This is a genomic window from Pseudomonas sp. No.117, from assembly GCF_054558395.1.
In genome coordinates this window covers 40171-60490 of sequence record NZ_BAAJNP010000005.1, presented here as the reverse complement: position 1 = coordinate 60490, position 20320 = coordinate 40171, and the positions used below count along the sequence as shown (strand labels likewise).

At 63.9% G+C, this 20320-nt stretch carries 22 protein-coding genes and 1 tRNA gene; 9 read left to right on the top strand and 14 right to left on the bottom strand.

Annotation, left to right across the window (positions count from 1 at the left end):
- Positions 1-32: 32 nt before the first annotated feature.
- Positions 33-353 (top strand): Rdx family protein, encoded by a 321-nt coding sequence (locus ACYJP6_RS13040; RefSeq protein WP_459475434.1) that lies wholly within the window; start codon positions 33-35, stop codon positions 351-353.
- 2 nt (positions 354-355) lie between these two features.
- On the opposite strand, the gene cspD is transcribed toward ACYJP6_RS13040, so the two are convergent.
- Complete coding sequence (cspD, locus tag ACYJP6_RS13035) at positions 356-631, bottom strand: cold shock domain-containing protein CspD (RefSeq protein WP_459475433.1); 276 nt, start codon at positions 629-631, stop codon at positions 356-358.
- A gap of 222 nt (positions 632-853) precedes the next feature.
- Between cspD and clpS the strand changes: the two genes are divergently transcribed.
- Positions 854-1210: an ATP-dependent Clp protease adapter ClpS gene (gene clpS, locus ACYJP6_RS13030; RefSeq protein ID WP_145010977.1), complete on the top strand. Its 357-nt coding sequence runs from the start codon at positions 854-856 to the stop codon at positions 1208-1210.
- A 48-nt stretch (positions 1211-1258) separates the two neighbouring features.
- The gene (clpA, locus tag ACYJP6_RS13025) at positions 1259-3529 is read left to right on the top strand and encodes an ATP-dependent Clp protease ATP-binding subunit ClpA (protein WP_459475432.1); all 2271 of its coding nucleotides are present in this window, start codon (positions 1259-1261) and stop codon (positions 3527-3529) included.
- Positions 3530-3600: 71 nt separating this feature from the next.
- Here the strand turns inward: clpA and infA are convergent, their stop codons facing one another.
- The 3 genes from infA to aat all read right to left on the bottom strand — a co-directional run bounded on the left by infA (position 3601) and on the right by aat (position 5346).
- On the bottom strand, positions 3601-3819 hold the full coding sequence (gene infA, locus ACYJP6_RS13020; RefSeq protein WP_002553999.1) for a translation initiation factor IF-1: 219 nt from the start codon (positions 3817-3819) through the stop codon (positions 3601-3603).
- A 94-nt stretch (positions 3820-3913) separates the two neighbouring features.
- Complete coding sequence (locus ACYJP6_RS13015) at positions 3914-4621, bottom strand: arginyltransferase (protein ID WP_459475431.1); 708 nt, start codon at positions 4619-4621, stop codon at positions 3914-3916.
- Positions 4622-4656: 35 nt separating this feature from the next.
- Entirely contained in the window at positions 4657-5346 is a 690-nt protein-coding gene (aat, locus tag ACYJP6_RS13010) for a leucyl/phenylalanyl-tRNA--protein transferase (RefSeq protein WP_459475430.1), read from the bottom strand.
- Positions 5347-5602: 256 nt separating this feature from the next.
- On the opposite strand from aat, the gene ACYJP6_RS13005 reads away from it, so the two are divergent.
- Genes ACYJP6_RS13005 through cysG form a run of 5 tightly spaced genes read left to right on the top strand, consistent with a single transcriptional unit; the run spans position 5603 to position 12772 of the window.
- The gene (locus ACYJP6_RS13005; protein WP_459475429.1) at positions 5603-8077 is read left to right on the top strand and encodes a DNA translocase FtsK; all 2475 of its coding nucleotides are present in this window, start codon (positions 5603-5605) and stop codon (positions 8075-8077) included.
- Between the two features lie 17 nt (positions 8078-8094).
- Entirely contained in the window at positions 8095-8718 is a 624-nt protein-coding gene (gene lolA, locus ACYJP6_RS13000; protein WP_459475428.1) for an outer membrane lipoprotein chaperone LolA, read from the top strand.
- Between the two features lie 9 nt (positions 8719-8727).
- On the top strand, positions 8728-10056 hold the full coding sequence (locus ACYJP6_RS12995) for a replication-associated recombination protein A (protein WP_459475427.1): 1329 nt from the start codon (positions 8728-8730) through the stop codon (positions 10054-10056).
- 47 nt (positions 10057-10103) lie between these two features.
- The gene (serS, locus tag ACYJP6_RS12990) at positions 10104-11381 is read left to right on the top strand and encodes a serine--tRNA ligase (protein ID WP_459475426.1); all 1278 of its coding nucleotides are present in this window, start codon (positions 10104-10106) and stop codon (positions 11379-11381) included.
- Positions 11381-12772 (top strand): siroheme synthase CysG, encoded by a 1392-nt coding sequence (gene cysG / locus ACYJP6_RS12985; RefSeq protein WP_459475425.1) that lies wholly within the window; start codon positions 11381-11383, stop codon positions 12770-12772. The genes serS and cysG overlap by 1 nt, the downstream gene beginning before the upstream one ends.
- A gap of 3 nt (positions 12773-12775) precedes the next feature.
- Here the strand turns inward: cysG and ACYJP6_RS12980 are convergent, their stop codons facing one another.
- From ACYJP6_RS12980 to ACYJP6_RS12950, 7 genes are all read right to left on the bottom strand, one after another.
- Positions 12776-13777, bottom strand: a complete 1002-nt coding sequence (locus tag ACYJP6_RS12980; protein ID WP_459475424.1) for a glutathione S-transferase family protein — start codon at positions 13775-13777, stop codon at positions 12776-12778.
- Positions 13778-13841: 64 nt separating this feature from the next.
- Complete coding sequence (locus ACYJP6_RS12975; protein ID WP_459475423.1) at positions 13842-14825, bottom strand: glycosyl transferase family protein; 984 nt, start codon at positions 14823-14825, stop codon at positions 13842-13844.
- Positions 14822-15136, bottom strand: a complete 315-nt coding sequence (locus ACYJP6_RS12970; protein WP_459475422.1) for a TusE/DsrC/DsvC family sulfur relay protein — start codon at positions 15134-15136, stop codon at positions 14822-14824. The genes ACYJP6_RS12975 and ACYJP6_RS12970 overlap by 4 nt, the downstream gene beginning before the upstream one ends.
- Before the next feature lie 2 nt (positions 15137-15138).
- Entirely contained in the window at positions 15139-15438 is a 300-nt protein-coding gene (tusB, locus tag ACYJP6_RS12965; protein WP_459475421.1) for a sulfurtransferase complex subunit TusB, read from the bottom strand.
- Entirely contained in the window at positions 15435-15791 is a 357-nt protein-coding gene (tusC, locus tag ACYJP6_RS12960) for a sulfurtransferase complex subunit TusC (protein ID WP_459475420.1), read from the bottom strand. Before tusC ends, tusB begins: the two co-directional genes overlap by 4 nt.
- Before the next feature lies 1 nt (position 15792).
- Positions 15793-16188 (bottom strand): sulfurtransferase complex subunit TusD, encoded by a 396-nt coding sequence (gene tusD / locus ACYJP6_RS12955; RefSeq protein ID WP_459475419.1) that lies wholly within the window; start codon positions 16186-16188, stop codon positions 15793-15795.
- A gap of 49 nt (positions 16189-16237) precedes the next feature.
- Positions 16238-16906: a Bax inhibitor-1/YccA family protein gene (locus ACYJP6_RS12950; RefSeq protein WP_459475418.1), complete on the bottom strand. Its 669-nt coding sequence runs from the start codon at positions 16904-16906 to the stop codon at positions 16238-16240.
- 127 nt (positions 16907-17033) lie between these two features.
- Here ACYJP6_RS12950 and ACYJP6_RS12945 point away from each other — a divergent pair.
- Positions 17034-17121 (top strand) — tRNA-Ser (locus ACYJP6_RS12945).
- A 706-nt stretch (positions 17122-17827) separates the two neighbouring features.
- Here ACYJP6_RS12945 and ACYJP6_RS12940 read toward each other — a convergent pair.
- The 3 genes from ACYJP6_RS12940 to ACYJP6_RS12930 form a co-directional block, all read right to left on the bottom strand.
- Complete coding sequence (locus ACYJP6_RS12940; RefSeq protein WP_459475417.1) at positions 17828-18115, bottom strand: hypothetical protein; 288 nt, start codon at positions 18113-18115, stop codon at positions 17828-17830.
- Between the two features lie 977 nt (positions 18116-19092).
- The gene (locus ACYJP6_RS12935) at positions 19093-19341 is read right to left on the bottom strand and encodes a hypothetical protein (protein WP_459475416.1); all 249 of its coding nucleotides are present in this window, start codon (positions 19339-19341) and stop codon (positions 19093-19095) included.
- A 149-nt stretch (positions 19342-19490) separates the two neighbouring features.
- Positions 19491-19709 (bottom strand): hypothetical protein, encoded by a 219-nt coding sequence (locus ACYJP6_RS12930; protein WP_459475415.1) that lies wholly within the window; start codon positions 19707-19709, stop codon positions 19491-19493.
- Positions 19710-20320: the final 611 nt, after the last annotated feature.

Here is a 20320-nt window from a genome sequence, read left to right as displayed (position 1 = left end):
ATTATAGGGAGCCCTGCCGTGTGAGGTGCAGCGTGACCCCTGTCAAACCCTTCATCACCATCCAGTACTGCACCCAGTGTCAGTGGTTGCTGCGCTCCGGCTGGCTGGCCCAGGAGCTGCTCAGCACCTTCGGTACCGAGCTTGGCGGAGTGACGTTGCTACCGGGTACCGGTGGGGTCTTCGAGATCGCCTGTGGCGAGGAACTGCTCTGGGAACGCAAGCGCGACGGCGGCTTCCCCGATGCGAGGACGCTGAAGAATCTGGTGAGGGACAGGCTGTTCCCGGAGCGAGCGCTGGGACACAGTGAAGGGAAGCGGGGCGACAGCGGGGGTGGCGCCCCCGAAGGGGCGTGAGATCAGGCTTCCGTACTGATCGTCTCCCGCGTATCCGCCGTGCTCACGGTGGGGGCAGTGGCGGCGACGCCAGCCTCGGCCGCGCGGATTTCCACGGCATGCAGGCCCTTGGGGCCCTGAACGATATTGAAATTGACCGCCTGACCCGCCTTCAGGGTTCGATAGCCGTCCATCTGAATGGCCGAGTAATGAGCGAATAGGTCTTCATCACTGTTATCTGCAACGATGAAGCCATATCCTTTGGCGTTGTTAAACCATTTGACCTTGCCACTGAGCATACCGGCTCCCTCTGCAAAGGACTCCAAGCCTGGAGTATCATTCGACTACAGTTCCAGTGAATCCACACAGGCGCCACTACGACGGAACCCTCTGGTACCCCGTCGGGTACAGGATGTTTGTAACACCCTTTCCGTCTTAGTCAAGGCAAGGCAATGGGTGGCTGAGACGTGGATCAAGCTCTTTTTTCCTGCTATTCATCCCGTAATTCGGAATCGATCAGAATGCGTGCAATCGACCCCATCCGACTGGCGGCGGACGAAAACGAACATCAGGACGGCGACAACGGTGGCCTGGCGGTGCAGGAAGCCAAACCTGCACTAAAACGGCCAGCCAGATATCGCGTTCTGATGTATAACGATGACTACACCCCCATGGAGTTCGTCGTAGAGGTGCTGGAACGCTACTTCAGCATGAACCGCGAAGCGGCCACCCAGGTGATGCTGACCGTGCATACCCAGGGCAAGGCGGTCTGTGGAACATTTACTCGCGATGTCGCTGAAACCAAGGCCATGCAAGTCAATCAATATGCGAGGGAGTGCAACCACCCGCTGCTGTGTGAAATCGAAATCGAAGGTTAGATCTGTGCTGCTTGGGCTACTGTGCTGCTTGGGCTAAGAGGTGAAGCTATGTTGAATCGTGAGCTCGAAGTCACCCTGAATCTCGCCTTCAAGGAGGCGAGGACGAAGCGTCATGAATTCATGACCGTTGAGCACCTCCTGCTGGCGCTGCTGGACAACGAAGCGGCCGCCACCGTGTTGAGGGCCTGCGGCGCCAATATCGATCGCCTGCGCCGCGATCTGTTGGAATTCATAGATTCCACCACGCCATTGATTCCACAGCAGGATGACGAGCGCGAGACGCAGCCGACGCTGGGCTTCCAGCGCGTCCTGCAGCGCGCGGTCTTCCATGTGCAGAGTTCCGGCAAGCGCGAAGTGACTGGCGCCAACGTACTGGTCGCCATCTTCAGCGAGCAGGAGAGCCAGGCGGTGTTCCTGCTCAAGCAGCAGAGCGTGGCGCGTATCGACGTCGTCAACTTCATCGCCCACGGCATTTCCAAGGTGCCCGGCGCTGCGCCCGACGCCGAGCAGGACCAGGAAGCCGCTGAGGAAGAGGGTGCCGAACCCAGTTCTTCCAACAATCCGCTCGAAGCCTACGCCAGCAACCTGAACGAGCAGGCCCGCCAGGGCCGTATCGATCCGCTGGTGGGTCGCGAGCACGAAGTCGAGCGGGTGGCCCAGATCCTGGCCCGCCGGCGCAAGAACAACCCGCTGCTAGTGGGCGAGGCCGGGGTTGGCAAGACCGCCATCGCCGAAGGCCTGGCCAAGCGCATCGTCGATGGCCAGGTGCCCGATCTGCTGGCGGATAGCGTGGTCTACTCCCTGGATCTCGGTGCGCTGCTGGCCGGTACCAAGTACCGGGGCGACTTCGAGAAGAGATTCAAGGCACTGCTCGCCGAGCTGAAGAAGCGGCCCCACGCGGTGCTCTTCATCGACGAGATCCATACCATCATCGGCGCCGGTGCGGCCTCGGGTGGTGTCATGGACGCCTCCAACCTGCTCAAGCCGCTGCTGTCCTCCGGCGAGATTCGCTGCATCGGCTCGACCACCTTCCAGGAATTCCGTGGCATCTTCGAGAAGGACCGGGCCCTGGCGCGGCGTTTCCAGAAGGTCGATGTCGTCGAGCCCTCGGTGGACGATACCTACGGCATCCTGCGTGGCCTCAAGGGTCGCTTCGAACAGCACCACCACATCGAGTACACCGATGAGGCGCTGCGTGCGGCTGCCGAGCTGGCCGCTCGCTACATCAACGACCGGCATATGCCCGACAAGGCCATCGACGTCATCGACGAGGCGGGTGCCTACCAGCGCCTGCAGCCCGAGGATCGCCGAGCTGAGCGCATCGATGTCCAGCAGGTCGAGGATATCGTCGCCAAGATCGCGCGGATTCCCCCCAAGACCGTCAACAGCTCCGACAAGGAACTGCTGCGTAATCTGGAGCGGGATCTCAAGCTGACCGTCTTCGGTCAGGACCTGGCCATCGAGTCGCTGTCCACTGCGATCAAGCTGTCCCGGGCCGGCCTCAAGTCGCCGGACAAGCCGGTCGGTTCCTTCCTGTTCGCCGGTCCCACCGGTGTCGGCAAGACCGAGGTGGCGCGGCAGCTGGCCAAGGCCATGGGCGTGGAGCTGGTGCGCTTCGACATGTCCGAGTACATGGAGCGGCATACCGTGTCGCGTCTGATCGGTGCGCCTCCTGGCTACGTGGGCTTCGATCAAGGCGGTCTGCTGACCGAGGCGATCACCAAGACACCGCACTGCGTACTGCTGCTCGACGAGATCGAGAAGGCACACCCCGAGGTGTTCAACCTGCTGTTGCAGGTCATGGACCACGGCACCCTGACGGATAACAACGGCCGCAAAGCCGATTTCCGCAACGTGATCCTGATCCTGACCACTAACGCCGGTGCCGAAACCGCATCCCGGGCGTCCATCGGCTTCACGCTGCAGGATCACACCACCGATGCGATGGAGGTCATCAAGAAGAGCTTCACGCCGGAATTCCGCAACCGCCTGGACACCATCATCCAGTTCGGCCGCCTGAGCACCGAAGTCATCAAGAGCATCGTCGACAAGTTCCTCACCGAACTCCAGGCACAGCTCGAAGACAAGCGGGTGCAACTGGAAGTCAGCGATGCCGCTCGCGGCTGGCTGGCGGAGCGGGGCTACGACGTGCAGATGGGCGCCCGGCCCATGGCGCGGCTCATCCAGGACAAGATCAAGCGGCCGCTGGCCGAGCAGATCCTGTTCGGCGATCTGGCTGACCATGGCGGCATCGTCCACATCGATGCGGTCAACGACGAGCTGGAGTTCGAGTTCGAGACCACGGCCGAACCTGCCTGAGGGCAGGTTGCGGTTTACACCCGCTCACGCAAAAGCCCGGCATAGCCGGGCTTTTGCGTGAAAGGATCCGCTTAGCGTGCGCGGTAGGTGATCCGGCCCTTGCTCAGATCGTAAGGCGTCAGTTCCACGCGAACCTTGTCGCCGGTCAGGATGCGGATGTAGTTCTTACGCATCTTTCCGGAGATGTGCGCGGTGACGACGTGCCCATTTTCCAACTCCACGCGAAACATGGTGTTGGGCAGGGTGTCGACGACAGTACCTTCCATTTCGAAGCTGTCTTCTTTCGACATATATAGAAAAGCCCTCGGTGACAAGATAGGCCCAGAGCAGTCCGGGCGAAAAAGGCCCATATTCTGACAGAAATTCAGAAAAAGCGCTATTTCGTCAGGCCAGGGCGACCCAGCGCTGATTGACGAAGAGCTCGATGGGGCGATACTCGGTCTTATAGGACATCTTGCGACACCCTTTGATCCAATAACCGAGATAAACCGCGTCCAGGCCGAGGCGGCGGGTTTCGGCGATCTGCCAGAGGATGCCGAAGACGCCCAGGCTGCGCTTCTCCTCGTTAGGATCGTAGAAGGTGTAGACCGCCGACATGCCATTGGGCAGCACGTCGGTGACGGCGATACCGATCAGCCGGTCGGCGACCCGCAGTTCATAGAAGAAGGCGTAGGGCAGGCTGCTGACCAGGAAGGTGGAAAACTGCCCCCGGCTCGGCGGGAACATGTCGCCGTCGGCATGGCGTTCGCTGATGTAGCGGGCGTAGAGCTGGTAGCGTTCCTCGGTGAAGCCCGGCTCGCAGCGGGTGACCTTGATGTCGGCGTTGCGCTTGAGGACCCGGTTCTGCTTGCGGCTGGGGCGGAAGCGGGCGACGGGGATGCGGGCGGGGACGCAGGCTTTGCACAGCTGGCAGTGGGGCCGGTAGAGGTGGTCGCCGCTGCGCCGGAAGCCCAGCTCGGACAGCTCGGCGTAGATCTGACCGTTCATGGGCTGCGAGGGGTCGAGGAACAGCGTAGTCGCCTGCTCGTTGGGCAGGTAACTGCACGCGTGGGGCTGGGTAGCGTAAAACTTGAGTCTCGCCAGCTCGGTCATGTCGAACCTCTACATAAGCCTCGCCTGAGTGTAAGTCACCCGCTGACGGTAGGCCAGGCGGCCATGCTGGCCTGATCCAGGTATTTGGCCAGGTATTCGGCAAAGCGTTCCCGAGACAGGCTGCTGGCGCCGAGGCTCTCCAGATGTGCGGTGTGCATCTGGCAGTCGATCATCACGAAGCCCCAGGCGGCGAGGTCTCGCACCAGGGTGGCGAAGCCGATCTTGGAAGCATTGTCCGCCAGGCTGAACATGGATTCGCCAAAGAACAGCTTGCCCATGGCGATGCCGTAGAGGCCGCCGACCAGGCGTTCGCGATCCCAGACTTCCACCGAGTGCGCCCAGCCCTGGGCGTGCAGTTCGCGATAGGCCTGGCGCATCTCCGTGGTGATCCAGGTGCCATCGGCGTCGCGACGGGGGCCGGCGCAGGCCTGGATGACCTGGTCGAAGGCCTGGTCGTAGGTGACCCGTAGCGGCGTCTTGCGCAGGGTCTTCGCCAGGCTGCGGGAAACGTGCAGGTCCGGCGGGAAGAGCACGGTACGGGGGTCGGGTGACCACCACAACAGCGGCTGGCCGGCCTGGTACCAGGGAAAGCAGCCATGACGATAGGCGCGGACCAGGCGCGCCGCACTCAGGTCGCCGCCGATCGCCAGCAGTCCGTTGGGTTCGCGCAGGGCCTGCTGCAGGGGCGGGAAGTCAGGGCTTTCGCGGGTCAGCCATTTCACCATGGTAGGGGAGGGCGCCTTCTGATGCAGGAAGCTAAAGGTGCGAGCCTTGTGCGTAACAAGCTCAAGAAATCGTCATAACTCTTTGTCAGGACAACGAAAGAATGCTCCAATGTTGTGCCTGAAGGCGGTTCCGGTATTGCCGTCCGCTATCGTGCCATGTTTCGCCCTGGGACTGTAGAACCAGGGTCCGGGCGATCTAGAATGGCGCACTGTTTTAGATTCACGGTCACACGTTCCGTGTGCGGGAAAAGCGCGCTTGAAGCAATCCAGTTCTGCCAGCCACGTCAACCATTGGCGTGAGCATCTGCATTATCGTCTCAAGGAGGTGGTGCTCATCGCACTCGCCGCCCTGTGCCTGTACCTGCTCATGGCTCTGTTGAGCTACGACCCCTCCGATCCGGGTTGGACCCATACCAGTCGCATCGACCAGGTGCACAACACCGCCGGCCGGGCGGGTGCCTGGCTGGCCGACGTCCTCTTCATGGCGCTCGGCTACTTCGCCTTCGTGTTCCCCGTGCTGCTCGCGGTGAAGACCTGGCAGATCTTCCGCAAGCGGCATCTGCCCTGGGAATGGAGCGGCTGGCTGTTCTCCTGGCGGCTGACCGGCCTGGTCCTGCTGGTGATCTCCGGTTCGGTGCTGGCCTACATCCATTTCCATGCGGTCTCGGCCCTGCCGGCGTCTGCCGGGGGGGCCCTGGGTGAAAGTCTCGGGCAGCTGGCGGTCACGGCGCTCAATGTCCAGGGCAGTACGCTGCTGTTCCTGGCGCTGTTCCTGCTCGGGTTGACGGTCTTCACCGACCTGTCCTGGTTCAAGGTGATGGATTTCACCGGCAAGGTCGTGCTCGATCTGCTGGACCTGGTGCAGGGCGGCTTCAACCGCCTGGCCGGCGGACGCCGGCAGGCGCCGGAGCTGGATGCCTTCGAGACACCGGTCGCGCCGCCAGTGGCACGCAAGGCCAAGCCCCGCGAGGTGCCGGTCGCCGACGAAGAGCTGGACGACCTGCTCGACATCGCGCCCCCGCCACGGGTGGAGCGCGCTGCGCCGCGCATCGAGATGCCTACGCCCAGCCGGGTCGTGGCCGAACCGGCAGCGCCTGTGGCAGCGCCCGTGGCGGCGGCACCCGTGGCCGCCGCTGCCAGCGTCGCCATGCCGGCGCCGCCACGCAAGGCCGCTCCGGCCCCGGCTGCCTATTCGCCGCCAGTCGCCGTGCCGCGGGTCGACGCCGACCTGGAAGGCACCCTGCCACCGCTGTCGATCCTCGATCGCGCCGAGAAGAAGCAGCAGAGCTATTCGCCGGAATTCCTCGAAAACATGTCGCGCCTGCTGGAGGTCAAGCTCAAGGAGTTCGGCGTCGAGGTGCTGGTCGAGAGCGTCCATCCCGGCCCGGTGATCACCCGCTTCGAGATCCAGCCGGCGGCGGGGGTCAAGGTCAGTCGTATCTCCAACCTGGCCAAGGACCTGGCGCGTTCGCTCGCCGTGTTCAGTGTGCGGGTGGTGGAAGTCATCCCCGGCAAGACCACCGTGGGCATCGAGATTCCCAACGAGGATCGCCAGATGGTGCGCTTCTCCGAGGTCCTCGAGTCGCCCGAGTACGCGGCGGCCAAGTCGCCCGTCACCCTGGCCCTGGGCCATGACATCGGCGGCAAGCCGGTCATCACTGACCTGGCCAAGATGCCGCACCTGCTGGTGGCCGGTACCACGGGTTCCGGTAAGTCGGTGGGCGTGAACGCCATGCTGCTGTCGATCCTGTTCAAGTCGAGCCCGGAAGACGCGCGCCTGATCATGATCGACCCCAAGATGCTGGAACTCTCCATCTACGAGGGTATCCCGCACCTGCTCTGCCCGGTGGTCACCGACATGAAGGAAGCCGCCAACGCCCTGCGCTGGAGCGTGGCGGAGATGGAGCGGCGCTACAAGCTGATGGCGGCCATGGGCGTGCGTAACCTGGCGGGCTTCAACCGCAAGGTGAAGGACGCCGAAGAGGCCGGCACGCCGCTGACCGATCCGCTCTACCGTCGCGAGAGCATGGATGACGAGGCGCCGCTGCTGAAGACGCTGCCGACCATCGTCGTGGTGGTGGACGAATTCGCCGACATGATGATGATCGTCGGCAAGAAGGTCGAAGAGCTGATCGCGCGGATCGCCCAGAAGGCCCGGGCCGCCGGTATCCACCTGATCCTGGCCACCCAGCGCCCCTCGGTGGACGTCATCACCGGCCTGATCAAGGCCAACATTCCCACCCGGATGGCCTTCCAGGTGTCGAGCAAGATCGACTCCCGGACCATTCTCGACCAGGGCGGCGCCGAGCAGCTGCTCGGTCACGGTGACATGCTCTACCTGCCTCCCGGCACCGGGCTGCCGATCCGCGTCCATGGTGCCTTCGTCTCCGACGACGAGGTCCATCGCGTGGTCGAGGCCTGGAAGGAGCGGGGCGCGCCCGACTACATCGAGGACATCCTCAGCGGCCCGGACGAGGGCGGCGGCGCGGGCTTCGAGGGCGGTGGCGGCGAAGGCGGCGAGAGCGACGAGGACGATCCGCTCTACGACGAAGCGGTACGCTTCGTCACCGAGAGCCGCCGGGCCTCGATCTCGGCGGTCCAGCGCAAGCTCAAGATCGGTTACAACCGTGCGGCACGCATGATCGAAACCATGGAAATGGCCGGTGTCGTATCGCCCATGAACACCAACGGCTCGCGCGAAGTCATAGCGCCGGCGCCGGTGAGAGACTGACATCCATGAGGACCTCGATGCGCACCTTGCGTTGCTTCGCCTTGGCGGCCCTGGCCGCCGTAAGCTTTTCCGCCCATGCCGACCAGGCGTCGGTGGGTCGTCTGTCGCAGCTGCTGGACAAGGCCCAGACCCTGACCGCGCGGTTCTCCCAGCTGACCCTCGACGGTTCGGGTACCCGGCTGCAGGAAACCGCCGGCAACATGAGCCTCAAGCGTCCCGGGCTGTTCCGCTGGCACTCCGATGCCCCCCAGGAGCAGCTGCTGGTCTCCGACGGCAAGCAGGTCTGGCTGTACGATCCGGACCTGGAACAGGTCACCATCCGCAAGCTGGACCTGCGCCTGACCCAGACGCCGGCGCTGCTGCTGTCGGGTGATATCTCCAAGATCGAGAGCAGCTTCGACGTCACCAGCAAGGACGCCGGCAACGTCGTCGACTTCGTGCTCAAGCCCAAGACCAAGGACAGCCTGTTTGACAGCCTGCGGCTGTCCTTCCGCAACGGGGTGATCAACGACATGCAGTTGATCGACGGCGCCGGTCAGAGAACCAACATCCTCTTCTTCAACGTCAAGCTCAACGAGCCGGTGGCGGCGTCCCAGTTCACCTTCCAGGTGCCCAAGGGAGCCGACGTCATCCAGGAGTGATCGCACCCCATGGATCTCTTCAGCGCCGCACCCGTCGGGCAGCCCTTGGCTGCCCGCATGCGTCCCGAGACCCTCGATGACTACGCGGGCCAGCAGCACCTGCTGGCCCGCGGGAAGCCCCTGCGCGAGGCGCTGGAGCAGGGCGCCCTGCATTCGATGATCTTCTGGGGGCCGCCGGGGGTGGGCAAGACCACCCTGGCGCGGCTGCTGGCGCAGGTGTCCGACGCCCATTTCGAGACGCTCTCGGCGGTGCTCTCCGGGGTCAAGGAGATCCGCCACGCGGTGGAGGTGGCCAAGCAGCAGGCCGCCCAGTACCGCCGGCGCACCATCCTCTTCGTCGACGAGGTGCACCGCTTCAATAAGTCCCAGCAGGACGCCTTCCTGCCCTATGTCGAGGACGGCACCCTGATCTTCATCGGGGCGACCACCGAGAATCCGTCCTTCGAGCTGAACAATGCCCTGCTATCGCGCGCGCGGGTCTATGTGCTCAAGAGCCTGGACGACGAGGCCCTGGAGGGGCTGGCACGGCGCGCCCTGACCAGTCCCAAGGGGCTTGGCGAGCGCCAGCTGAGCCTGCCCGAGGATGCCCTGGCGCTGTTGCTGGCCGCGGCCGACGGTGATGGCCGGCGCCTGCTCAACCTGCTGGAGAACGCCGCGGACCTCGCCGAGGACGGCGGGGTGCTGGACGCCGAGCTGTTCCAGAGTCTGCTGGGTGACCAGCGCCGGCGTTTCGACAAGGGTGGCGAGGCCTTCTACGACCAGATCTCCGCCCTGCACAAGTCGGTACGGGGCTCGAATCCCGATGGCGCGCTCTACTGGTTCGCCCGGATGATCGACGGTGGCTGCGATCCGCTGTACATCGCCCGCCGGGTGGTACGCATGGCCAGCGAGGACATCGGCAACGCCGATCCGCGTGCCCTGAGCCTGTGCCTGGACGCCTGGGATGTCCAGGAGCGCCTGGGCAGTCCGGAAGGCGAGCTGGCCATCGCCCAGGCGCTGGTCTACCTGGCCTGTGCGCCCAAGAGCAACGCGGTGTACATGGGCTACAAGGCAGCCCTGGCCGACGTGCGCCAGAACGGCTCGCGCGAGGTGCCGCTGCACCTGCGCAACGCGCCCACCAAGCTGATGAAGAATCTCGGCTACGGCGACGAGTACCGCTACGCCCACGATGAGCCGGAAGCCTATGCCGCAGGGGAGGACTACTTTCCCGAGGAGCTCGAGCCGCGACGTTACTATGACCCGGTTCCCCGTGGGCTGGAGTTGAAGATCCGCGATAAACTGCAGCACCTGGCGGATCTCGACCGGTCCAGCCCGCGCCAGCGCCGGCGGCGTTCCTGACCTGTCGCCCGCGCCGCCGCCCCCATTCCTAAGCAAGAGACACGGACATGCTTGATTCGAAACTGGTTCGCACCCAAACCGAGGAGGTGGCCGCACGTCTGGCGACCCGTGGCTACGTCCTCGACGTCAGCCTGGTGGAATCGCTGGAAGCTCGTCGCAAGGCGGTGCAGACCCGCACCGAGACCCTGCAGGCCGAGCGCAATGCCCGCTCCAAGGGGATCGGCCAGGCCAAGGCGCGCGGTGAGGACATCGCGCCGCTGCTGGCCGAGGTCGACCGCATGGGCGGCGAGCTGGAAGAAGCCAAGCGTGAACTCGACAGTGTCCAGGGCGAACTCGATGCCCTGCTGCTGGGCCTGCCCAACCTGCCCGATGCCTCGGTGCCGGTGGGCAAGGACGAAGACGACAACGTCGAAGTCCGTCGCTGGGGCACCCCACGTGAGTTCGCTTTCGAGATCAAGGATCACGTCGCCCTGGGCGAGACCCACGGCTGGCTGGACTTCGAGACCGCCGCCCGCTTCTCCGGCGCCCGCTTCGCCGTGATGCGCGGCCCCATCGCCCGCCTGCACCGCGCCCTGGCGCAGTTCATGCTGAACCTGCACACCGGCGAGCACGGCTACGAAGAGACCTACACCCCCTACCTGGTGCAGGCCGAGACCCTCCAGGGCACCGGCCAGCTGCCCAAGTTCGAGGAAGACCTGTTCAAGATCGGTCGGGAAGGCGAGAGCGATCTCTACCTGATCCCCACCGCCGAGGTCACCCTGACCAACCTGGTCGCCGGCCAGATCCTCGATGCCAAGCGCCTGCCGCTGAAGTTCACCGCCCATACGCCGTGCTTCCGTAGCGAGGCCGGCGCCTCGGGTCGCGACACCCGCGGCATGATCCGCCAGCACCAGTTCGACAAGGTGGAGATGGTCCATATCGTCGAGCCGAGCACCTCGTTCGCCGCTTTGGAAGAGCTGACCGGTCACGCCGAGACCGTGCTGCAGCGACTAGAACTGCCTTACCGCGTGCTGTCGCTGTGCACCGGCGACATGGGCTTCGGCGCCACCAAGACCTACGACCTGGAAGTCTGGGTGCCGAGCCAGGGCAAGTACCGCGAGATCTCGTCCTGCTCCAACTGTGGCGACTTCCAGGCGCGACGCATGCAGGCGCGCTTCCGTAACGCCGAGGGCAAGCCCGAGCTGGTGCACACCCTCAACGGCTCCGGCCTGGCCGTCGGCCGTACCCTGGTCGCCGTGCTGGAAAACTACCAGCAGGCCGACGGCAGCATCCGCGTGCCCGAGGTGCTCAAGCCCTACATGGGCGGCCTCGAGGTCATCGGCTGATGGACTACCTGCCGCTCTTCCACAAACTCGACGGCCGTCCGGTGCTGGTGATCGGCGGGGGCGACATCGCCCTGCGCAAGAGCGTGCTCCTGGCCGAGGCCGGGGCGCGCATCACCCTGGTCGCACCGGAGATCGAGCCGGGGGTCCGCGCCTTCGTCGAGGCGAAGGGTGGCAGGTGCCTGGTACAACGCTATGCGGCGGATCTGCTCGCCGGGCACTGCCTGGTGATCGCCGCCACCGACGATGACGTGGTCAACGAGACCGTGTCCCACGATGCCCAGGCCTTGGGTCTGCCGGTCAATGCAGTGGACGCCCCACGACTCTGCACCGTGATCTTCCCGGCGATCGTCGACCGTTCGCCGCTGGTGATCGCAATTTCCAGCGGCGGCGATGCCCCAGTACTGGCGCGGTTGGTAAGGGCCAAGCTGGAAAGCTGGATCCCGGCCACCTACGGCCAGCTCGCGCAGCTGGCCCAGCGCTTTCGCGCCCGGGTCAAGGCGCGCTTCGCCGACATCCAGGCGCGGCGCATCTTCTGGGAAGAGGTATTCCAGGGTGAGGTCGCCGAGAAGGTGTTCTCCGGCCAACCCCAGGCCGCCGAGCAGTTGCTGGAAGCCAAGCTGGCGAGTGAAGGGGAAACCTTTCGCGGCGAGGTCTACCTGGTGGGCGCCGGTCCGGGCGATCCGGACCTCCTGACCTTCCGTGCGCTGCGTCTGATGCAGCAGGCCGACGTTGTGCTCTACGACCGGCTGGTGGCCCCGACCATCCTCGACATGTGCCGGCGCGACGCGGACCGCATCTATGTGGGCAAGCGCCGCGCCGAACATGCGGTCCCCCAGGAAGATCTCAATCGCCTGCTGGTCACCCTGGCCCGGGAGGGCAAGCGGGTCCTGCGCCTCAAGGGCGGCGATCCCTTCATCTTCGGCCGCGGTGGCGAGGAGATCGAGGAGCTGGCCGCCGAGGGCATTCCCTTCCAGGTAGTGCCGGGCATCACCGCGGCGAGCGGTTGCGCGGCCTATGCCGGCATTCCCCTGACCCATAGGGATCATGCCCAGTCGGTGCGCTTCGTCACTGGGCATCTCAAGGATGGTTCCGCCGATCTGCCGTGGACCGATCTGGTCGCGCCCGGGCAGACCCTGGTGTTCTACATGGGCCTGGTTGGCCTGCCGACCATCTGCGAGCAGCTCATCGCCCACGGGAAGAGTCCAGCGACACCAGCGGCCTTGGTCCAGCAGGGCACCACGGCTAACCAGCGGGTGTTCACCGGCACCCTGCAGGACCTGCCGCAGCTGGTCGCCGAGCATGAGGTCCACGCGCCGACCCTGGTGATCGTCGGCGAGGTGGTGGCGCTCCGGGAGAAGCTGGCCTGGTTCGAAGGCGCCCAGAGCGCCTGAGGCTCAGGCCGAGCCCTGGATCCCGGCGCCGGCCAGGGCGTCGCGGCCATGGGGCAGATCCAGTTCCAAGGCCGGTCCCTTGGGCACTATGCCGGTCGGATTGATCTGGGCGTGGCTGCCATAGTAGTGGTGCTTGATGTGCTGGAAGTCCACGGTGTCGGCGATGCCTGGCCACTGGTACAGCTCGCGCAGCCAGCCCTGCAGTGCCGGATAGTCGCGGATGCGCCTCAGGTTGCACTTGAAGTGGCCGTGGTAGACGGCATCGAAGCGAATCAACGTGGTGAACAGGCGCCAATCGGCTTCGGTCAGCCATTCGCCGGTGAGATAGCGTTGCTGCTGTAGGAGCCCTTCGAGATCGTCGAGGGTGGCGAAGACCTCGTCGAAAGCCTCTTCGTAGGCCTCCTGGGTCGTCGCGAAGCCGGCCCGGTAGACGCCGTTGTTGACCGTCGGATAGATGCGCTCGTTGAGGGCGTCGATGCGCCCGCGCAAGGCTTCCGGGTAGAGGTCCAGGCGATTGCCGGTCAGGTCATCGAAGGCGCTATTGAACATGCGGATGATCTCGGCGGATTCGTTGCTGACGATGCGTTCCTGCTGGCGATCCCAGAGCACCGGTACCGTCACCCGCCCCGTGTAGTCGGCCTGGTCGCGCTGATAGAGCTGGTAGAGGCGTTCGAGGTGATAGAGGTCGTCCCCGGTGGAGCCAAGCGCCGGATCGAAGGTCCAGCCTTCCTCGCGCATCAGCCAGCTGACCACCGAGACATCGATCAGTGACTCCAGCCCCTTCAACTGGCGATAGATCAGGGTGCGATGGGCCCAGGGGCAGGCAAGGGAAACGTAGAGATGATAGCGGCCGGCTTCCGGCGCGAAGCGTTCGGCACCGTCCGGGATAGGCTGTTCTGGCCGGGCGATCCAGTCGCGACGCTGGGCCTCTTCCCGCTTGAAGTGACCATCCTTGCCATTGTCGTACCAACGATCCTGCCACTGTCCATCGACCAACAAGCCCATGTCGTCATCCTCCGCTAGGTTGCGGTTAGGAACCCGGGCAGTGGCCAGGGTTCCGGTGACGGCCTCAGAGCGTGCGGTCGCGGGCGTCCCAGCGCCGTTCGGCCTCGCTGTGGGCAGTGGCGGGATCCAGGCCCAGCGCGCGCAGGGCTACCGCCAGGGTGGCGATCACCGCGAGGCGTCCGTAGGCATCCTCCGTTTCGCCGCGCCAGGTGGCGGCCAGCAGGGCCGGGTCGAGACGCTCGGGCTTGACCTGGCGGCGTTCGGTGAGCGCCGGCCAGCTCTCGTCCCAGGCCTCGCCGCCGCGGGTGCCATAGAGATGGGCGATGACGTCGGGATTGCGCTCGACTTCGCCACCTTCGCCCTTGATGACGATGCTGTCGTCGCCCAGCAGGCGGCTGGCTTCGCGATGCACCTCCTGGTAGCCGGGGTGAAAGATGCTCTGCAGGATGCTGCGTGCGCCGCTGGGGTTCAGCAGCCGGACCAGGGAGTGGATCGGCGAGCGCAGGCCGAGCTCGGCCTTGAGGTCGATCATCCGCTGCAGCTCGGGCATCCAGGCCGCCAGCGGCAGGAAGGCTGGATGGCCCTGGTCGAGCAGGGCGCCGACGGCCTGCCAGTCCCGGGCCGTCTGCAGGCCGAGGCCCGCCAGGCACTGCTCGGTATAGAGCCGGCCGGCGGTATGGGTACCACCACCATGCATGACGATGCGTACGCCACTGCCGGCCAGGCATTTCACTGCCAGCAGGTACCAGGGCAGGTGGCGCTTCTTGCCGGCGTAGGAGGGCCAGTCGAGGTCGACGGCGAGATTCGGGTGCGGCAGGCGTGCCCGGACCGCGCGGGTGAAGCCGGCCAGCTCTTCGGCGCTCTCTTCCTTGTGCCTGAGCAGCATGAGGAAGGCGCCGAGCTGGGCGTCGGTCACCTGGCCGTCGAGGATCAGGCCCATGCCCGTCTCGGCCTCGGCCTCGGTCAGGCTGCGGGCGCCGCGTTTGCCCTTACCGAGGGCCCGGACATAGACGGCGAAGGGATGTTCTTCGGGCGTGGTGAGGGTCATAGACAGTTATCCGGTTTCGGCAGGCCAGCGAGCTTGGCACCGACCTTGGCCGGCGCTCCCTTGAATAACAGATTGAGCTGCAAGCTGTTGCCCAGTTCCGGGCCCAGCGTCTGGGCGATGTACTTGATCAGCGGCCGGTTCGCCGGCGAGAGCTGGAACTGCTGATAGAAGTCCCGTAGCGCCTGGAGCACCTGCCAATGGCGATCGGTCAGCTCGATGCCTTCCCGCTGTGCCAGGTGCTGGGCGACCGCGGGGCTCCATTGGGAGAGGTCGCGTAGATAGCCTTCGGGGTCGAGGTCGAGGGGCGCCATGTTCAGGTCCAGCTGATGACCTTGGCGCAATTCACGCTCAGGTCGACGAAAGAGGGATAGTCGATCAGGGTCACCGCAGGCTCGGGCTGCAGGCGCCGCGCCTGGACGTCTTCCGCCAGGGCATAAAGGGTCGCGCCGGCAGGAAGCTGGTACAGCAACCGGGCAGCGGCACTGCCCGGGCGCAGCGCTTCCACGGCGCCACCGGTGAGGAGGACGACATCCTCGCCGCGCACCCAGCTCAGGGCGTCCAGGGCATCGACGTCGGCGAGCGGCGAGCGGGAAAACAGGTGCAGGGTAGTCACAGGGAAATCACTTGGTCATGGTCATGGATCAACGCCGCCAGGGCCGCAGGCGCCAAGGGCGTCACCCAGGTGGGGAGCTGCTCGGGGGTGATACCCAGGCGCTTGAGAGCAGCGGCCTCCGCATAGATGGCCTCCACGCCGAACAAGGGCAGCGCGGACAGGTTGGCGCCCAGGTCCTTCTGCTCGAGTGCAGCGCTGTCGTTGGCCAGCAACTGGGTCACCCCGGGACCGGCGAACAGCAGCGCCAGCGGCAGTTCGAAGGCGCCACCGGCCAGCACGATATCCAGGGCTTCACGCGGAGCGAGACCGCCCAGCGCCGGTTGCCGGGTGATGACGAGGGTACTCTTGGCCATCTCAGTCGCCTCCGAAGCAGAGCAGACGGTCAGCGTCTTGCAGTGCCTCGTGCAGTTGACCGAGGCCGGAGAGCTGCCAGGGCGCCCGCACGTTCACCGCACCTTCGCGTTCGTAGCGGCGTGCCTCGTTTTCGTCCAGGAGGCCCCGCTTGAGGGCGGCGGCAATGCAGACCACGGCATCGATATGGTGCCGTTCGATCAGTTCACGCCAGCGCGCGGGCAGGTCAGTTTCATCCTGGCCGCTGACCGTGGCGTGGGAGGCGTTGTACACGCCGTCGCGATAGAGAAACAGCCGCGAGAGTTCGTGGCCGCTGGCCAGCAGCGCTTCACAGAAGTGTAGGGCCCGGCGCGACGAGGGCGCCTGGGGAGGGGAAAGGACAACGATGGCAAATTTCATGGATGCAAAAAGGCCCGCCGAAGCGGGCCTTTTGGGCTACCGCTGATGATCAATCGTTGCTGCTGGCGAATCCGAAGATCTGCAGCAAGCTGATGAACATATTGTAGATCGAGACGTACAGGGTAATGGTAGCCATGATGTAGTTGTCTTCACCACCGTGCACGATGGCACTGGTCTGCAGCAGGATGGCCGCGGCGGCGAAGAGCACGAAGCCCGCGCTGATGGCCAGCTGCAGACCACTGATCTGGACGAAGAAGGACAGCACCACGGCGCCCAGCAGGATCCAGAAGCCCGCCATCAGGAAGCCGCCCAGGAAGCTCATGTCCTTGCGGCTGATCAGCGCGTAGGCGGACAGGCCGAAGAATGCCAGGGCGGTCATGGCCGCTGCCGAGGCGATCACGCTGCCACCGTTGGGCATGCCCAGGTACATGTTCAGGATCGGGCCCAGGGTGTAGCCCATGAAGCCGGTGAGGGCGAAGGTACTGACCAGGCCCCAGCCGCTGTCACGGGTCTTCACGGTCAGGAAGAACAGGCCGTAGAAGCCGATCAGGACCACGAAGATGTTGGGATAGGGCAGCCGCATCTGCTGCGAGACGAAGGCCACCAGGCCGCTGAACGCCAGGGTCATGGCCAGCAGGGCGTAGGTGTTGCGCAATACACGGCTGACGTCCCGCGGCTGCGCGATAGCAGGGTTGTAGGCGTATTGACGCTCGTTCATGGTGTACTCCAAAGCTAGATAGACGGTGTGATGTACCGTACGACCCCGAAGATAGCAAATGTTGCTTAAGGATCGCTTGCGAGTGTTTGACAGTGTGTTGCCATCAGGTACTATGCGCCCCTCTTACGGAAGTGTGGCCGAGTGGTTTAAGGCAGCGGTCTTGAAAACCGCCGACTCGCAAGGGTCCCAGAGTTCGAATCTCTGCGCTTCCGCCACTCGCGATTCCCTGAAAGCCCCGCCTGCCGGGGCTTTCGCGTTTCTGGGCGCACGAGTCCGGCTGATCCCTATATGGGGCTGGTTTCCGTAACTTTAAAGCCAATTCCCATTACTGACGGATCAGTGGGTAGCGTCGACGACTTCGCCGACGCGCCGGTAGATCGTCTCTTTAAGGCGTTCATGGGTCGCTCCAGATACTCGGATGCACGCTTTCTGCTGGCTCCTAAGGCCCTCGCCGCATTTCTTGGCTTGGCAATACCGCTCTCCGACCGTCTTGGAAGCGGAGCTGCAGCGGCCAAAAATTTCGTGCGGTTTGAGCAGCTCACCGCGCATCAGGTAAGGAGGGTTTGCGGCATCGGGTCAGGGCCTCCGCGAGGTATCAGGCAGTGGGGGCTTGCTGCTTGGGCATTCGCAGCTTCTGAGGTAGTGGTTGCGAGTGCGGCAGGAGATCGATGCGTTCACCGCTTGTGCTCTGGGTCGGCATGCCACATAGGCCCTTAGGGGGCAGCGTGGTAGGTACTCCATTAGGGACTGGATCTATCCGAATGTTGCGCCGGTGCTCAGTGCCTTGCTATGAGCGCGTAGATCCTGTTCGCCAGGCCTTAGTACCGGCAGCGAACCGGGTAGGAGCGAACGCGGGCTGCCGCAGAGGAAACTGGTAGTCGTCCCTCATCGCCGATGAATACGATGGTAGGAAGGTTCGACCTATTGCCCGGTTGGCAGATCAGCGAGGATGGCGCGGACCTGCTCGATGCCCGTCGTCATGCGGGGCCCCGAGTGGCGAAAATGCAGCTTTGTCTTTCCTGCCGCCGACGCCCAGGCCTTGGCCAGCAGCCATCTCTGCTGATCTTGGTCGTTGCACGCCACGGTCTCCCGGCCCATCAGCGCTGCGAAATGTTCGCATAGCGCTCGCCTTTCATCGGCGGTCAGGCTTTCGGATTGCATTCGCAGCTGCCCGTCACGCAGGGCGGTGACCAGTCGAGAAGGGATCATTGGCTTCGAACCGTCGATAATTGCGAGGCAGGTCGCTGGTAGAAGAAAGGCCGGCGCGCTCCTTGTGCCGGGAAGGTTCAGCTGGATCAGAGGCGCGAACCTAAAGCCCGCTTTGGCCGGGCAGGCCTCTGCGGGTGCAGTGTGGGGGCTGCCTGAGGAAGTATCCTTATCGACTGTGCAGGGAATATGCAGAGCGGGTAGCGAGCCAGATACATGGCAGGCTGAATGGCCTGGATGCCTTTGACTGTCATAGTCACTGGCGAGCTTGCCGGAGCCTGCCCACCTGGATACTGCGCAAGAAACGATATTGCGATTCGCGCTGGAACCGGTCGACGAGTTCGGCAGCTCCGGGCAGGACGACTTCTACCCCGGCGGCCTGGGAGTGATCAGGGGCCAACACGACCTCTACGTCGCGGAAACGGGGAATCAAGCCGATTCTCGCAGTTGCTGGGGCCTTTCCTAAACTGGGTCGTGCTTGAGCGCGTGAGCAAAATAGCCAACGCAGTTTTTACCCAACATGGGCTCGTTAAAGACAAGGCGTTGATTAGTCCTCGGTTGGCTAGCACAGACTTCACCTTGACGTTGCCAGCCCGCGTGATGATCAGTCACGACACCTTCTGTACTTGGGGTCGCAGCTCGGCGGGCCCGGAAAGGGGGCAGGTTTTTGCCACTTTTCTCGATCCCTTTCTGCCTTGCAGGTCTTGAAGCGCGCTGTCCATCCGTTGAAATACTCAGCCTGCAGGTGCGCTCGGGGAATGCGATCACGCTCGCTTACGTCTCCGGCACAGCAGCCATCGCTATAGCCTTCTCCGTAGGCGCTGGTCATCCTTGCTGGGCGAAGGTAGGAGCAGGCTGCGAGGGAAATAATGACCAGCACGAGACCCGAGGTGCGCAGCGAGGCAGGCATGTTTCCTCCATGAAACTGCTTGTCTTTCGGCATCCAGACAATTGGGACGGTTTAGTCGCTATGACTCTCATCATTGTCGAGCGTCTAGGGGATGAACGGCTATGACCTTGGGCGAGTTGGCTGAATTGGGCTTCATCGACACGCGAGTCATGTTGTACAGCACCGCGGTCAACAAGAAAATGAAGGACAGGTAGATGAGCCAATCGATGAAAAACTGCAGAGCCTGTGAAATCTTCCATCGCTTGAATGCCCAGGCTTTGACGTAGGTGATCACCAATACCAGAACGCTGAGCAATGTGATTTCTTGATTCGTAGGCATGCTAGCCCTCTGCTACGGCCCTATTCGGAGCCCATTGAGATTGGCCGTGCAACTCGCGCGTTACTCCAGCCGCCACTTCGTCGCTACCGAGGCCGCGGCAGAAGCTGCGCTTAGGGGCCGCTATCTCCCTGGATTGTCACTGCGTGCAACTACGACCGCAGCCAGATCAACATCGCGATCATGAGCAGTGACGTTATCAGCGCTAGAGCCAGGGTCCAGTAGACGAGGTCCATGCCAAGAGCAATCCACCAAGCCGCTCGGGGAACCCTCTTCACCCAGCGCCAGCCTCGCCGACCCGTCTTGAGCTCCTTGCGGATATCCGATCCGAAGCTGGCCGCTATCAGCAGGTAATCGTAAGCGTCACTCATCCGAACGGTCCGGTGCGGAAGCAAGATTTGTAGCTCGGCTCGCTCGGCAGCCTTGGCCACGCCAGCCCTTTCGCGCAAGCACCAGCAACTGCTGTTGTTTGCGCATCAGTGTAGCGGACGGGCAGCCGTGAAGATGCAGGTGGTGCTACGGGGTGGGCGTACGAAGAGCAGGATCCAGGCGTTCATTGATACTTCCGCCACTCGCGATACTGCTCGCCGACGATCTCATTAAGCGCCTTCGGGCGCTGGCACTCGACACCGGCCAGAGGATTCGGCTCGCAAAGGGTGCTTCTACTTGAATAATGACTGCAGCCACCGAGCAGGGTCATCACACCCACAATCATCGCGTATCTCACACACCCTCCCTGTTTTCCAGCTGACCAGATCCTGGCGGCCCTTCCAAATGAACTCGGATGTTCCACGACCGCTGACGAGACGTCGATACGGGCTGGGCTTCCAGTGTTTTTCAAGCAGTAGCCTCGTGCGCTACCCAGGCTCTAGATCTCTGCCAAGCCGCCCGTACGGAGCAGCTCGATTAATATAAAGCTTCCCGAGCTTTCGAGGCGGACCATCATCGATGAGCTTCGCCCCCCGCCTAGGAAACCTTCCGT

Excerpts from the sequence above, each read along its gene's own strand:
- cspD (WP_459475433.1), bottom strand. The coding sequence starts at position 631 with ATGCTCAGTGGCAAGGTCAAATGGTTTAACAACGCCAAAGGATATGGC.
- clpS (WP_145010977.1), top strand. The coding sequence starts at position 854 with ATGCGTGCAATCGACCCCATCCGACTGGCGGCGGACGAAAACGAACAT.
- clpA (WP_459475432.1), top strand. The coding sequence starts at position 1,259 with ATGTTGAATCGTGAGCTCGAAGTCACCCTGAATCTCGCCTTCAAGGAG.
- infA (WP_002553999.1), bottom strand. The coding sequence starts at position 3,819 with ATGTCGAAAGAAGACAGCTTCGAAATGGAAGGTACTGTCGTCGACACC.
- ACYJP6_RS13015 (WP_459475431.1), bottom strand. The coding sequence starts at position 4,621 with ATGACCGAGCTGGCGAGACTCAAGTTTTACGCTACCCAGCCCCACGCG.
- aat (WP_459475430.1), bottom strand. The coding sequence starts at position 5,346 with ATGGTGAAATGGCTGACCCGCGAAAGCCCTGACTTCCCGCCCCTGCAG.
- lolA (WP_459475428.1), top strand. The coding sequence starts at position 8,095 with ATGCGCACCTTGCGTTGCTTCGCCTTGGCGGCCCTGGCCGCCGTAAGC.
- ACYJP6_RS12995 (WP_459475427.1), top strand. The coding sequence starts at position 8,728 with ATGGATCTCTTCAGCGCCGCACCCGTCGGGCAGCCCTTGGCTGCCCGC.
- serS (WP_459475426.1), top strand. The coding sequence starts at position 10,104 with ATGCTTGATTCGAAACTGGTTCGCACCCAAACCGAGGAGGTGGCCGCA.
- cysG (WP_459475425.1), top strand. The coding sequence starts at position 11,381 with ATGGACTACCTGCCGCTCTTCCACAAACTCGACGGCCGTCCGGTGCTG.
- ACYJP6_RS12980 (WP_459475424.1), bottom strand. The coding sequence starts at position 13,777 with ATGGGCTTGTTGGTCGATGGACAGTGGCAGGATCGTTGGTACGACAAT.
- ACYJP6_RS12975 (WP_459475423.1), bottom strand. The coding sequence starts at position 14,825 with ATGACCCTCACCACGCCCGAAGAACATCCCTTCGCCGTCTATGTCCGG.
- ACYJP6_RS12970 (WP_459475422.1), bottom strand. The coding sequence starts at position 15,136 with ATGGCGCCCCTCGACCTCGACCCCGAAGGCTATCTACGCGACCTCTCC.
- tusC (WP_459475420.1), bottom strand. The coding sequence starts at position 15,791 with ATGGCCAAGAGTACCCTCGTCATCACCCGGCAACCGGCGCTGGGCGGT.
- tusD (WP_459475419.1), bottom strand. The coding sequence starts at position 16,188 with ATGAAATTTGCCATCGTTGTCCTTTCCCCTCCCCAGGCGCCCTCGTCG.
- ACYJP6_RS12950 (WP_459475418.1), bottom strand. The coding sequence starts at position 16,906 with ATGAACGAGCGTCAATACGCCTACAACCCTGCTATCGCGCAGCCGCGG.
- ACYJP6_RS12940 (WP_459475417.1), bottom strand. The coding sequence starts at position 18,115 with ATGATCCCTTCTCGACTGGTCACCGCCCTGCGTGACGGGCAGCTGCGA.
- ACYJP6_RS12935 (WP_459475416.1), bottom strand. The coding sequence starts at position 19,341 with ATGCCTACGAATCAAGAAATCACATTGCTCAGCGTTCTGGTATTGGTG.
- ACYJP6_RS12930 (WP_459475415.1), bottom strand. The coding sequence starts at position 19,709 with ATGAGTGACGCTTACGATTACCTGCTGATAGCGGCCAGCTTCGGATCG.